Here is a 13,515-nt window from a genome sequence, read left to right as displayed (position 1 = left end):
GGTGCAGCCTGACGAAGTTTTCTTATTTGTCGGCGCCCTCGATAATTTTTGCCCCGGATTGACCCTTTTTCTCGGTGCAGCCGTACACGATGACCTGCGCCACGTTCCGGACGGCCTCTCTGTCAATTGTACCCGGGGGCGCGCTGACCAGGGTGAACAGCGCACCCCCGTAGAGCGCGATCATGGCGGGGATCCTCTCGCGCGGGATGGTGAGGCCGAGCTGGTCGTGGTGCCCGGCGGTGACCAGCAGCGCCGTGTCCTGCAGGCTCGCGAGCGTCGAGGCGAGCGCCGGCCGGCGTGCGGCCTCCAGCTGCAGCTCGAAGATCGCCCGATAGCGGTCGCGCAGGGTGGTCGCCGCTGTGAGCAGCGACTCCGTCAGCAGGTCGGCCAGCGTCGCGGGCCGCTCCATGGCCCGGTCGGTGTCGGCGTGATGCAGCTCGGCGATGCGCTCCGCGGCGGCCACCAGCAGCGCTTCCCGGCTGCGGAAGTAGTTGGAGGCCGTCCCTGGCGGGAGGTCCGCCACCTTCTCCGCGAGGAGGTCTCATGAAGATCGTCGTGGTCGGCGCCGGGCTCGGAGGAGTGGCGGCCGCGGTGGGGCTGCATCGCCTGGGCCATGAGGTGACCCTTTTTGAACGGGGCGCCGAGCTCCGGGAGGCCGGCACCGGGATCGTGGTCATGCTCAACGGGCTTCGCGCGCTGGACGCGGTGGGGCTGGCTGACGACGTTCGCGGGCACGTCATGCACGCGACCTTCGGGGGATTGCGCGACTGGCGCGGGCGGCCGCTGCTGATCACCGATCTGGCCCGGGCGCAGCAGGAGGTCGAGGCGCCCGTCATCATCGACCGGGCCGAACTGCACCGGGCGTTACGCGACCCGCTGCCCGGCGACCTGGTGCGTACCGCGACCCCCGTCGAGCGCCTGGAGCCCGACCCCACCGGGGTGACCGTGATCAGCGACGGCAGCCCCGTCGCGAGAGCGGACGCCGTGATCGCGGCCGACGGCATCGGCAGCAGGCTGCGCGCACAGCTCTTCCCCGGCCACCCCGGGCTGCGGCGCACCGGCCGGATGGACCTGCGCGGCATGCTGCCCCGTCCTGCCGGCCTGGCCGCTGACCTGCTCGCCAGCCAGCTGGTCGACCGCCGCAGCGGGGCGATGTTCGGCCTGTTCCCCGTCGGCGAGGACCGCCTGTACTGGTTCACCGACTCCGTCCCGCACGGCACGCCGCCGGACGCGAGCGAGGCACGCCGGCAGATGCTGTCCCTGATGGCGGACTGGCACCCCCTCGTCACAGCGCTGATCGAGGCCACCCCGCCCGGCGACATCTACGTCGACCCGATCACCCGCCTGGCCGAACCCCTGCCCTCGTTCGCGGCCGGCCGGATCGCGCTCCTCGGCGACGCCGCGCACGCCATGCCCCCCGACCTCGGCCAGGGCGCCAGCCAGGCCTTCGAGGACGCGGCCGCACTGTGCCGCCACCTGACCGGCGCCGAGCCGGCCGACGCCGCCGAGCGGGTCCTGCGCTACGACGCCGAGCGCAGACCCAGCGCCAACCGCATGATGCGGGCGGCGTCCCGGCAGTCGCGGCTGACCTCGCAGACCGGTCTCGCCGCCTGGCTACGCGACACGCTCCTCCGTGCCATCCCCTCCCGCCTGGCCACCCGCCAGCTCGCCGCCCTCTGGCACGCCTAGAAGTGCCCGGCTCCGGCTTGGGGTTCGTAACGTTACATGTCGGCGCCGGGCGTGGCCAGATGCTCACTCAGGTGGGCGTGGCCTGTTGCTCGATCGGTAACGCACTCTTGACACGCTGCGATTTGTGTCGATACATCTTTTATCGATACAACCCCCAGCGGGCGCTGCCATCCAGGCGCCCGCGGACGACGATCCGACGTGCCCGACCCCCCACGGTAAGAGTGCCAAAGAGGTGCGCGATGTCCCTGCTCAGAAGATCAACTGCCATTCTGGCGGCTGCCGTCCTGGCCCTGACCGGATGCGGCTCGGGAGGTGAAAGCGGCGGGAAGACCAAGCTGACGTTCTTCTCCTGGGACAACGAGCAGTCGATGAAACCGCTCATCGAGGCCTTCGAGAAGCAGAACCCCACCATCGAGATCGAGTTCTCCAACGCCCCGCCCGTGGCCGAGTACATCTCGACGCTGCAGACCCGGCTCGTCTCGGGCACCGCCGCCGACGTGTTCGCGATCGCGGCCGAGAACAAGACCAACCTCATCCAGGGCGGCTTCGTCAAAGACCTGACCGGCAAGCCGTACATGGCGAACATGTCGAAGTTCAACACCGCGACCTACTCCCAGGACGGCAAGGCGTACGGCATGTCGATCTCGTCGTGGTCCGCCGGCATCCTCTACAACAAGGACATCCTCGCCAAGGCGGGCGTCACCGAGTTCCCCACCAAGTGGGCCGACTTCATCGCGCTGTGCCAGAAGCTCAAGGCGGCGGGCACGACGCCGTACTACGACTCGGTGACGGGCATGCCGCTCACCGTCGCGGCCCTGGTCGGCCACGAGAACGCCCGCCAGGGCGGCGACGTGGACGCGCAGATCTTCGCGGGCCAGAAGAAGTTCGGGGACCTGTGGCTCGGGCCGCTGACGAACTTCAACCAGCTGTTCACCAGCGGGGTGATGAGCAAGGACGTCGTGGGCCTGACCGGCGCGCAGATCGTGGACGAGTTCGCCAACGGCCGCGTCGCGATGATCTCCGCCGGCCCGTGGGACGTGACCACGCTGCGGGAGAAGGCGCCGAAGATGAACATGGCCTTCGTCGGCGTGCCGACGCCCGACGGCAAGCCGTTCTGGTCCGGCGCGGCCTCGCCCGGCTTCGCCATCAACGCCAAGACCGAGCACGAGAAGGAGGCCGAGGCGTTCCTGACCTACCTCGGCAGCAAGGAAGGCGTGACGCTGTTCAACAAGCAGACGGCGGCCATGACCACCACGTCGGACGTCACGCCCGAGATCGACAAGGTGCTCGAGCCCAACCTGCAGGCGCTCAAGGACGGCACCTTCTACCTGCCGCAGATCGCCTGGCCGAGGGTGCAGGACGCGCTCAACACCGAGGCGGTCGCGCAGCTCCAGCTGATGGTGCAGGGGCAGAAGCAGCCGGCCGACGTGGCCGCCGCGCTCGACAACCGGCTCAAGGGCCAGAGCTGACATGACGGCATTCGGCACGAGGGCGCCCGCCGCGACGGGCGCCCTGTCCTGGCTCACCTCGCCGAAGAAGCTGGAAGGGCTGCGGCTGCAGGCGTTCCTGGTGCCGATCGGGATCGTGTTCGCGGTGCTGTTCGCGATCCCGCTGGCCCAGTCGTTCTACTTCAGCGTCACCGACTTCAACGGCTACTCCACGGACGTCAACTTCGTCGGGCTGGAGAACTACCGGAAGATCTTCGCCGACCCGTCCATGCTGGCCGGGCTGGGGTTCACGCTGCTGTACGCGATCGGCACCACCGTCATCATCACGGTGCTGGCGATCCCGCTGGCCGTGCTGCTCAACCGGCGCTTCTTCGGCCGGAACGTGGTGCGGGCCGTCTTCTTCTTCCCCGCCATCCCCAGCATCGCGATCCTCGGCCTGGTGTGGGGGTTCATCCTGTCGCCGCTCGGCTCGGGCGCCATCAACAGCCTGCTCGGAGACCTGGGCCCGGTGCCGTGGCTGTCCGACAGCACGCTCGCCCAGCTGTCGGTCATCATGGTCGCCGTCTGGTCCTCCACCGGCTGGCACGCCATCCTCTATCTGGCCTACCTGCAGTCGATCCCCGACGACTACTACGAAGCCGCCCGGGTGGACGGCGCCTCGCCGCGCCAGTCGTTCTTCTCCATCACGCTGCCGCTGCTCGCACCGGCCGTCACCATCAGCTCGCTGCTGCTGATGACCGGCGGCCTGAAGGTCTACGACCTGCCCTACACCCTCACCAAGGGCGGCCCCGGCTACGCCACGTTCACCATCACCCAGTCGATCATCCAGAGCGGCATCGCGCAGGCCAAGTTCGGCCAGGCCTCGGCGCTGGCGGTGGTCTTCATGCTGGTCGTCGGCGCGATCGTGGCCGTCCAGCTGGTCCTGTCGAGCCGGCTCGAAGGGCGCCTGTCATGAGAAGGCCGCTGCTCAGCTTCGCGATGATCCTGGCCGCCGCGGTGGTCGGCGTGCCGTTCTACTACATCGTCGTCAACACGTTCAAGACCCAGGCGCAGACGTCGGCCTCACCGCTGGGCCTGCCGTCGAGCCTGTATCTCGACAACTACGTGCGGGTCTTGGAGAACACGCCGATCCTGCAGTCCTTCCTCAACACGCTGTACGTCACCGCCGTCTCCATCGTGGTCATGCTGATCATCGGGTCGATGGCGGCGTACGCGATGCTGCTGCGCAAAACCCTGGTCAACCGGGTGGCCGGCGTGCTGCTCGTGATCGCGTTCCTGGTGCCGGGGCAGGCCACGCTGATCCCGGTCTACCGGATCCTCGTGCAGCTGCGGCTGGTCGACAGCCTGGAGGGGCTCATCTTCCTGTACGCCGCCGGCTCGGTCTTCTGCTACTTCCTCATCCAGGGCTACCTGCGGTCACTGCCGATCTCGATCTTCGAGGCGGCGCGCATCGACGGCGCGGGCCCGTGGCAGATCTACTGGCGGATCGTGCTGCCGCTGATCCGGCCGATCCTGATCACGGTCGGCGTGTTCCAGACCATGTGGATCTGGAACGACTTCATCACCCCGAACGTGTTCATCAGCTCGCCCGACAAGCAGACCCTGGTCCTGCAGGTCTACAAGGCGGTCGGGCAGTACTCGGTGGACTGGCCGGCGTTCATGACGCTCAGCGTGATCGTGCTGACCCCCGTTGTGATCTTCTTCGTCGCGATGCAGCGGCACATCGTCAACGGGCTGCTGCGGGGGAGCGTCAAGGGTTGACGCGTGAGAGGATGCGGGCCGTGCGGGTGATCCAGGAATGGTGACGATCCAGGACGTGGCCAGGGCCGCGGGCGTGTCCGCAATGACGGTGTCCCACGTGCTCAACGACCACCCTCATGTCAAGGCCGAGACGCGGGCGCGCGTGCTGCAGGCCATCAACGAGCTCGACTACCGGGTCAACGTGGCGGCGCGCAACCTCCGTACCGGGCGGACCGGCACGATCGGGCTCGCCGTACCCGAGGTGGACCGGCCCTACTTCGGGCAGCTCGCGGCCGAGATCATCACGGCGGCGGCCCGGCACAACCTCAAGGTGGCCATCGAGCAGACCGGCGCCTCGCGCGAGGGCGAGCTGGACGCGCTCGCCCTGTCCCGCAACCGCCTCTACGACGGGCTCATCCTCAGCACCGTCGGGCTCGGGCCGACCGACACCGACCTGCTCAAGGTCGACTACCCCATCGTCATCCTGGGGGAGCGCATCTTCGACGGGCCCGTGGACCACGTCGCCATGCCCAACGTCGAGGGCGCCCGCGCCGCCACCGCCCACCTGATCGAGCGGGGCTGCCGCCGCATCGCGCTCGTCGACGGCGGCGCCCAGGGCGAGGAGGTCAACGTCTCCAGCCTGCGCTACACCGGCTACCGCGAGGCGCACGATGAGGCCGGCGTCCCCTTGGACCCGCGGCTCGTGGCCCCGACCACGCAGTTCACGATGGAAGGCGGGGCCGCCGCGGCCCGGCGCCTGGTGGACGGCGGAGTGGACTTCGACGGCGTGTTCTGCGTGACCGACACGGTGGCGATCGGCGTGCTGCGCGGCCTGGCCGACCGGGGGGTACGCGTGCCCGACCAGGTGAAGGTCATCGGCTTCGACAACATCGCCGAAGGCGCCTACACCGTGCCCTCCCTGTCGTCGATCGACCCCGACCACTCGCTGATGGCCGGCACGGCCGTCCGGTTCCTCGTCAAGCGGATCACGGAGAAGGGCAAGAAGCGGGAGGTGGCGCGCGAGTTCGTCAGCCGCTTCACGGTCGTGGCCCGCGAGTCCACCGGCGGGGCGTGAAGCCGGCTGCCATTGACATGATTGCGCGCTCCTCCGTAGCGTGATTAATGTCCAGTCGTTACTGAATAGATATTCATAACAGGACATTGCGCGGCAGGAGCGAGCATGGCAAGTCATTGGGTACGGAGATCTCTCGGGACTTTCTTACTGCTCTCGCTCGGGGCGGGCATGACGGCGCCCCCAGCCGAAGCCACCACCCACAGCCCCCGGCCGCGGACCATCGTCACCGCAGACCCGGAGCTGGACGACGCCAACTCGCTGATCCGATACCTGCTCTACAGCAATGAGGTGACGACCGAGGGGCTCATCTACGCCAGCAGCCGGTTCCACTGGAAAGGCGACGGCAGGGGGACGGAGTTCTTCCTGCCGGGCAGGGAATACACCACTCCGCAGACGTCGTGGCGGTGGGCGCAGGACGAGCAGTTCATCCACACCGCGGTGAAGGCGTACGCCGAGGTCTACCCCAACCTCGTACGCCATGACCGCGACTACCCCGACCCCCGCAGCCTGTACTCCAAGATCCGCGTGGGCAACGTCGAGTTCGAAGGGGACATCTCCAAAGAGACCCCGGGATCGAACCTCATCAAGAACGTTCTCCTCGACGACAAGGGCGGACCCGTCTACCTGCAGGCGTGGGGAGGGACGAGCACGATCGCCCGCGCGCTGAAATCGATCCAGGAGCAGTACGAGGGAACGCCCCGATGGGACCGCATCCGCCGCGAGGTGTCCCGAAAGGCGATCATCACCAAGTTCGGCTCACAAGACGTTACCTATCAGGACTACATCGCCCCCAACTGGCCGGACATCGAGGCACGGGACGTGGCGACCACGATCTGGGGCTACTTCGCCCGCCGCACGGTCCTTCCCGAGCACGCGCGGTATTTGTCGGCCCGGTGGACGGCGGAGAACGTGTCCGCCAAGGGACCTTTCGGCGCGCTGTACCGGATCTGGGGCGACGGGAAGCAGATGGTGGAGGGGGATGTCTGGGATCACTTCGGCCTCTCCTACCTCGGCGAGGACGAGCTACGCGCACGCGGCTACAAAATCTGGATGCCCATCCAGGAAAAGGGTTCCTGGATCTCCGAAGGCGACACGTCCAACTTCATGAACCTCGTGGACAACGGTCTGCGCGGTTACGAGAAAGGCAACTACGGCGGATGGGGCGGCCGCCAGGAGCAGAACCCCGACGATCCGTCCGAATGGCTCGCCTCGAAAGCAGTGGACCACGATCCGCAGGGCAACGCGCCGGCCGACTATTCGGCGGCACGCTGGTTCGAGGCCGCGCAGCTCGATTTCGCCGCGCGCCTGCAGTGGAGCGTGACGCCCGACTTCCGCGCCGCGAACCACCGGCCCCAGGTCACCCTGCCGGCGGGACGCCGCGACATCACCGCCCGGCCCGGGCAGAAAGTGCACCTTTCCGCCAGGGCGACGGATCCCGACGGAGACGAACTCAGCTCTCGCTGGTGGCAGTACCAGGAGGCGGGCAGCTACCAGGGCGCCGTCGAGATCACCACCGACGGGGACGCCGCGCCCGGGCGCCATTCCTCGAGGGCGAGCTTCACCGTGCCGGCGGACGCACGGCCGGGGAGCACCATCCACATCATCGTCGAGGTGAAGGACGACGGCAGCCCGGCGCTGACCGCCTACCAGCGAATCATCGTGACCGTGAAATGACCCGGCTCGGGCGCGGAGCGGCTTCGGGAGCGCACGTCTGGCCGTGAGGAACCGTCAACGCGGGGCGCGTACCGGGAGTGGGACGTTCGGCGGTGGTGCTTTCCGAACCTCCGTCTTCTTTCAGTCTTCGCCGCGATAAGCGCGCAGTTCGTGGCGCGCCTGGTGACGGCTGCGGCGGCGCTCCTCGCGCCGGAAGTCGTACCACTCCCGGCCCCCGCTGAGGGGGCCGCATTCGAACAGGTAGTAGTCGGTGGCACCCCAGTAACAGCCGCTCATACGGCGATTCAGGGACGCGCTGTCGGCAGTGATGTCGTCCTGCAGCGTGCAGCGCCCGAATCGATGATCATGTATAGGTCGGCACGTCACCATCGGCACGTCGGCCATCCCCACCCACCAGGGCCGGGTCTTGTCGGTCCTGCTCATACGGTCACCTTTCGGCTCCGTGACGCCCCTGGCTGGGGCCGTCATAAGACCGGGTGCACCGTGATCACCTCCGACAGAGAACTTGATCCCACGCTACCGCGAGCAGACGCCCCAGAAGCGGCTCACCCGCCACTGGCCGGCCGTCCTCACGGTCGGCCGGCGCCGAAACCGCTGAGAGGGCGTGCCAGCGCGGTGTCAGACCCGTAACAGCGGCGGCGCCCATCGTCGTACGTGCACGCCAGAACGTACGAGAAGCCGAGAGGGAATCACATGTCGCAGGAGAAGCTGGCCGAGTTCGTCGAAGTAGCGGCCAAGGAGTTCGGGATTCCCGGCGTCGCCGTCGGGGTGCTGACCGGGGGCCGGGAGCTCGTCGCCGCTCATGGCGTGACGAGCCTCGACAACCCGCTGCCGGTCGATGACAAGACGCTGTTCCATCTGGGCTCGGTGACCAAGACCTTCACCGCGACCGCGCTGATGCGCCTGGTCGCGGAGGGCAAGGTGGACCTGGACGCGCCGGTGCGCCGCTACGTGCCCGAGCTCACGCTCGCCGACGAGGCCGCCGCCGCGCAGATCACCGTGCTGAACCTGCTCAACCACACCGCCGGCCTCGACTGGAACCTGATCGACATCGAGGGGGAGGACGGCTCCCTGGCCGCGTTCGTGGCGCAGCTGGCCGGCCTGGCACTGATCGCGCCGCCCGGCGCCCGCGCCTCCTACAGCCAGGCGGGCTACAACCTGGCCGGCCGGATCATCGAGAACGTCACCGGCCTGAGCTACGAGAAGGCCGTGTCCTCGCTGGTCCTGGAGCCGGCCGGGCTGTCGAACACCTTCTTCGAGCTGGACGACGTCATGGTCCGGCGCTTCGCCGTCGGATACAACCGTGGCGAGGACGGCACGCTGCGGTTCGCGCAGCCGTGGAAGGCGTGGCGGGCCGGCATGCGCGGCAACAACCCCGGCGGCGGCATCGTCTCCTCCGTCAGCGACCTGCTGGCCTGGGCCCGCTTCCACCTGGGCGCCGCGGAGGGGGTGCTGCCCGCCGAAGCGCTGCGGAGCATGCGGGAGCCGACGGTCGAACTGCGGGCCAGCACGCTCGGCGACGCCTTCGGCATCTGCTGGTTCCTGCGCGAGGTGGACGGGGTGTGCACCATCGGGCACGGCGGATCCGGCAACGGCCAGTTCGCCGAGCTGCTCATCGTGCCCGAACGCGACTTCGCCGTCGTCTCGCTGGCCAACGCCGGTCCGGACGGCTACCGCTTCAACGAGGCCGTCGCGCGCTGGGCGCTGGAGCACTACCTCGGCGTGGTCGAGCGGGACCCCGAGCCGATCCCGTACGACCGGGCGCGGGCGCTGGAGGTCGCCGGCCGCTACGAGATCGACGCCATGAACCTCGACCTCGCCACCGACGGCACCCGGCTCACCCTCGAGGTCGGGATCAAGCCGGAGATCCGCCAGGCGTCGCAGACCGAGATGCCCCCGGACTACCCGCCGGCCGCCGTCGGCTTCCTGCCCGGCGACGGCGACGAGTACGTCATCACCGAGGGCGGCCTGAAGGGGCAGCGCGGCTTCTTCACCCGCGACGACCGCGGCACGGTCGTGGGCGTCGACCTCGCCGGCCGGCTGTTCGGCCGGACCACGGCCACCTCCTGATCAATCAGCGGCTGCCACCTCCTGGAGCGGGAAGTGGCAGGCGGCCCCGTGCAGCGGCTCGTCCTCGGCCGGCTCCAGGGGCGGCGCCTCCTGGGCGCAGACGTCCTCCGCCTTCCAGCAGCGGGTCCGGAACCGGCACCCCGACGGCGGGTCGAGCGGGGAGGGCACCTCGCCCTTGAGCAGGATCCGTTCGCGCCGCTCTCCCGAGGTGACGTCGAGCACCGGCGCCGCGGACATCAGCGCGGCCGTGTAGGGATGGCGCGGCCGGTCGAACACCTGCTTCGTCGGGCCCGTCTCGACGATCCTGCCCAGGTACATGACCGAGACGCGGTCGGCGACGTGGCGGACGACGGACAGGTCGTGGGAGATGAACACGTACGACACTCCGAGCCTGGCCTGCAGGTCGGTGAGAAGGTTGAGCACCTGCGCCTGGACGGACAGGTCGAGCGCCGACACGGGCTCGTCGCACACGATGACGTCGGGTTCGAGCGCGAGGGCGCGGGCGATCCCCAGCCGCTGGCGCTGGCCGCCGGAGAACTCCTGCGGATAGCGCCGGGCGTCGCCCGCCCGCAGCCCCACCATCTCGAGGAGCTCGGCGACCCGCTTGCCGCGCTCCTTCACCGGCACCAGGTCGCGGTGCGTCCGCCACGGCTCGGCGACGATGTCCTCGGCGCACAGCCGGGCGTTCAGCGACGCGAACGGGTCCTGGAACACCATCTGGACCCGGCGGCGCCACCTGAGCAGTTCCTTGCCACGCAGCGCGAACGGGTCCATCCCCTCGAACCTGACGTGGCCCTGGTCCGGACGTTCCAGCATGAGCAGCACCCTGGCGAGGGTCGACTTCCCGCAGCCGGACTCCCCGACCAGGCCGAGCGTCTCGCCCCGGGCCAGCCGCAGGTCCACGCCGTCCAGCGCGCGCAGCCGGCCGCGGCCGGCCACGTGGAAGGTCTTGCTCACTCCTGCCACGTCCAGCAGGGGAGCTTCCGCGGCGGGCTCAGCCATCGGCCGGCTCCTTCCAGTGGTGGCACGCGGCCAGACGTCCGGGTCCGGACTCGGTGAGGACCGGGAGCTCCTCCGCGCACACCTCGGTGGCCATCGGGCAACGCGCGCGGAAGGCGCAGCCCGAGGGCACCGAGTGCAGGTCGGGCGGGCTGCCCGGGATGGACTTCAGGTTGGTGCCGCGCGCCACCTCGGCCGGCACCGAGTCGAGCAGCCCGCGGGTGTACGGGTGGCGGGGCCGGGAGAACACGTCCGCCACCCGGCCGGTCTCGACGATGCTGCCCGCGTACATGACGGCCACGTGATCGGCCTGCTCGGCCACGACCGCGAGGTCGTGCGTGATCAGGATCAGCGCCGTCTGCTGCTCGGCGCGCAGCTCGCGCAGCAGCTCCATGATCTGGGCCTGTACGGTCACGTCGAGAGCGGTGGTGGGCTCGTCGGCGAGCAGCACCTTCGGCTGGAGGGCCACGGCCAGCGCGATGAGCAGCCGCTGGCGCATGCCGCCGGAGAACTGGTGCGGGTAGGCGCGCAGCCGGGCCCGCGGCTCGGGGATGCCGACCCGTTCCATCAGCTCGACCGCCCGCTCCCGCGCGGCGCGGCGCGACAGGCGCTCGTGGATCCGGAACGGCTCGGCGAGCTGGGCGCCGACCGTCTGGACGGGGTTCAGCGCGGTGAGCGCGTCCTGGAACACGATGGACAGGCCGGGGCCGGCCAGCTTCCGGCGCTGGGCGGGCGGCAGGGTGAGCACGTCGGTCCCGTCCAGGCGGACGGCGCCGCCCGCCACGTGCGCGACGGGGTCGAGCAGGCCGACGATGGCCTGCGCGGTCATGCTCTTGCCGCAGCCCGACTCGCCCAGCAGCGCCAGCGTCTCCCCGGAACGTACGGAGAAACTGACCTCGCGCACGGCGCGGACCGTCCCCGCGGGGGTGCGGATGTCGACCGCCAGCCGATCCACCTCCAGCGCCGGAGTCGTCACGGCTTCACCTCCTTGGTGAGAGTGAGGCGCCAGCGCTGGCCGGGGTCCATGGCCAGGCGCGCCCAGGACGCGAGCACGGTCGCGGACACGGTGGTCACCACGATGGCCAGGCCCGGGAAGACGGCGATCCACCAGGCGCTCTGCAGCACCTGCCGGCCCTGGGCGACCATCAGGCCCCAGCTCATGTCCGGCGGCTGGATGCCGATGCCCAGGAAACTCAGCGACGACTCGGTCAGCATCACGAAACAGAAATCCAGCGTCGCGACGGTGAACAAGGTGGGCATGACCGTCGGCGCCACGTGCCTGACGATGATGGCCCAGCTCTTGGCTCCGAACGTGCGCGCCGCGTCGACGAACAGCCGGCTCTGCAACTCCGCCGACTCCGCCCGGGCGGCCCGCAGGTAGATCGGGATTCTCGCGATCGCCAGGACCAGGATGATGTTGCCGGCGCTGGGCGAGAAGACGTACAGGACGACCACGGCCAGCAGCAGCGACGGGAAGCTGAGGATGACGTCGGCGACCCGCATGGAGACGTTCTCCCGCCACCCCCGGTGGTAGCCCGCCCACATCCCCCAGACGGAGCCGACCGCGAGGGAGATCACGACGGCCGGGATCGCGACGGAGAGCGTCGTGCGGCTCGCCACGACGAGCCTGGCGAGCACGCTGCGCCCGAGCGAGTCGCTGCCGAGCACGAACGCCCAGCCGTCGTCGAGGCTGAACGGCGGCCGGTTGACCGCCCGCAGGTTCTGCTTCACGGCCAGGTCGCCGAACAGCATCGGCCCCACGATCGCGGAGACGGCCACGACCACCAGGATCACCACCGCCAGGCAGGCGAACTTGTCCCGCAGCAGCAGCCGCCACATGGAGGTCCGCCGGACGACGGGCCTTGCCGCAGGGGCGTCGATGGCGGTCATGCCGTCACCCCCTGACGGACGCGGGAGTCCAGGAGCGCGTAACAGGCGTCGATGACGATGTTGAGCGCGAAGATCGTGACCGCGGTCACCAGGACCGCGGCCTGAAGCACCGCGAAGTCCCGCTGCAGGATCGAGGTGATCATCAGCTTGCCGATCCCCGGCCAGCCGAAGATGGTCTCCACGACCACGGCGCCGTTGACCAGCCCGACCGTGAGGTCGCCGGCCACGGTGAGCGCCGGGGGCGCGGCGTTGCGCAGCGCGTGGCCGAAGACCACCCGCAGCTCGCCCGCGCCCTTGCTCCGGGCGACCTTGATGTACGGCGCGGACAGCGCGGTGACCATCGCCCCGCGCACCACCTGTACGAGCACGCCGAACGGCCGGATCAGCAGCGTGACCACCGGAAGCACCCACGCCGCCGCGCCTTCCGTGCCCGAGGTGGGCAGCCAGCCGAGGGCCACGGCGAAGACGAGCACGCCCATGATGGCGAACCAGAAGTCCGGCATGCTCGCCGCGGTCGTCGAGGTGAAGCTGGCGACCCGGTCGGCCAGGGAGTTGGGGCGGTAGGCCGCCCAGCTCCCGACGACGACCGCGCCGAGGATGGCCAGGATCATCGTGGTCCCCGCCAGCTGCAGTGTCGCGGGGAACGCCCGCAGCACTGCCGCGGCGGCGGGTTCGGCGGTTCGCAGCGACTCACCGAAGTCCAGGTGGATGACCTGGGCCAGATAGTCGCCGAACTGGACGAGCACCGGCCGGTCGAACCCATGCTGGGCGGAGAACTCCGCCCGCATCTCCGGAGTGGCGCTGAGCGGAAGGTAGAGATTCGCCGGGTCGCCGGTGAGGCGCGCCAGATAGAACACCCCGAGGATCACGACGACCAGCGGGATCGCACTCGAGACGACGCGACGCCGCAGGAAGGTCAGCACGCCTGCC

General features: G+C 69.5%; 13 protein-coding genes. 7 read left to right on the top strand and 6 right to left on the bottom strand.

What is annotated here, in order from left to right; all coding sequences use genetic code 11:
* Positions 1-22 precede the first annotated feature (22 nt).
* A complete protein-coding gene (locus ACIBI9_RS23220; protein WP_397224243.1) occupies positions 23-523 on the bottom strand; it encodes a TetR/AcrR family transcriptional regulator in 501 nt (166 codons plus the stop codon).
* Positions 524-543: 20 nt separating this feature from the next.
* On the opposite strand from ACIBI9_RS23220, the gene ACIBI9_RS23215 reads away from it, so the two are divergent.
* From ACIBI9_RS23215 to ACIBI9_RS23190, 6 genes are all read left to right on the top strand, one after another.
* Positions 544-1,689 carry an FAD-dependent oxidoreductase gene (locus ACIBI9_RS23215; protein WP_397224242.1) on the top strand — a complete coding sequence of 382 codons (1,146 nt, stop codon included), beginning with the start codon at positions 544-546 and terminating at the stop codon, positions 1,687-1,689.
* Between the two features lie 239 nt (positions 1,690-1,928).
* Entirely contained in the window at positions 1,929-3,158 is a 1,230-nt protein-coding gene (locus ACIBI9_RS23210; protein WP_397224241.1) for an ABC transporter substrate-binding protein, read from the top strand.
* A 1-nt stretch (position 3,159) separates the two neighbouring features.
* Positions 3,160-4,092 carry a carbohydrate ABC transporter permease gene (locus ACIBI9_RS23205; protein WP_397224240.1) on the top strand — a complete coding sequence of 311 codons (933 nt, stop codon included), beginning with the start codon at positions 3,160-3,162 and terminating at the stop codon, positions 4,090-4,092.
* Positions 4,089-4,898 carry a carbohydrate ABC transporter permease gene (locus ACIBI9_RS23200; protein ID WP_397224239.1) on the top strand — a complete coding sequence of 270 codons (810 nt, stop codon included), beginning with the start codon at positions 4,089-4,091 and terminating at the stop codon, positions 4,896-4,898. Before ACIBI9_RS23205 ends, ACIBI9_RS23200 begins: the two co-directional genes overlap by 4 nt.
* Before the next feature lie 37 nt (positions 4,899-4,935).
* A complete protein-coding gene (locus tag ACIBI9_RS23195) occupies positions 4,936-5,952 on the top strand; it encodes a LacI family DNA-binding transcriptional regulator (protein WP_397224238.1) in 1,017 nt (338 codons plus the stop codon).
* 168 nt (positions 5,953-6,120) lie between these two features.
* Positions 6,121-7,626: a nucleoside hydrolase-like domain-containing protein gene (locus ACIBI9_RS23190; RefSeq protein ID WP_397224237.1), complete on the top strand. Its 1,506-nt coding sequence runs from the start codon at positions 6,121-6,123 to the stop codon at positions 7,624-7,626.
* A 120-nt stretch (positions 7,627-7,746) separates the two neighbouring features.
* Here ACIBI9_RS23190 and ACIBI9_RS23185 read toward each other — a convergent pair whose 3' ends face one another.
* Positions 7,747-8,049 carry a hypothetical protein gene (locus ACIBI9_RS23185; protein ID WP_397224236.1) on the bottom strand — a complete coding sequence of 101 codons (303 nt, stop codon included), beginning with the start codon at positions 8,047-8,049 and terminating at the stop codon, positions 7,747-7,749.
* Between the two features lie 270 nt (positions 8,050-8,319).
* On the opposite strand from ACIBI9_RS23185, the gene ACIBI9_RS23180 reads away from it, so the two are divergent.
* Positions 8,320-9,696: a serine hydrolase domain-containing protein gene (locus tag ACIBI9_RS23180; protein ID WP_397224235.1), complete on the top strand. Its 1,377-nt coding sequence runs from the start codon at positions 8,320-8,322 to the stop codon at positions 9,694-9,696.
* On the opposite strand, the gene ACIBI9_RS23175 is transcribed toward ACIBI9_RS23180, so the two are convergent.
* Genes ACIBI9_RS23175 through ACIBI9_RS23160 form a run of 4 tightly spaced genes read right to left on the bottom strand, consistent with a single transcriptional unit; the run spans position 9,697 to position 13,508 of the window.
* Positions 9,697-10,698, bottom strand: coding sequence for an ABC transporter ATP-binding protein (locus ACIBI9_RS23175; RefSeq protein ID WP_397224234.1), 1,002 nt, complete (start codon positions 10,696-10,698; stop codon positions 9,697-9,699).
* Entirely contained in the window at positions 10,691-11,671 is a 981-nt protein-coding gene (locus ACIBI9_RS23170) for an ABC transporter ATP-binding protein (protein ID WP_397224233.1), read from the bottom strand. The genes ACIBI9_RS23175 and ACIBI9_RS23170 overlap by 8 nt, the downstream gene beginning before the upstream one ends.
* Positions 11,668-12,585, bottom strand: coding sequence for an ABC transporter permease (locus ACIBI9_RS23165; RefSeq protein WP_397224232.1), 918 nt, complete (start codon positions 12,583-12,585; stop codon positions 11,668-11,670). Before ACIBI9_RS23165 ends, ACIBI9_RS23170 begins: the two co-directional genes overlap by 4 nt.
* Positions 12,582-13,508: an ABC transporter permease gene (locus ACIBI9_RS23160; protein ID WP_397224231.1), complete on the bottom strand. Its 927-nt coding sequence runs from the start codon at positions 13,506-13,508 to the stop codon at positions 12,582-12,584. Before ACIBI9_RS23160 ends, ACIBI9_RS23165 begins: the two co-directional genes overlap by 4 nt.
* Positions 13,509-13,515 lie beyond the last annotated feature (7 nt).

The organism is Nonomuraea sp. NPDC050451, assembly GCF_044458585.1.
This window is presented reverse-complemented; position numbering and strand designations above follow the sequence as displayed.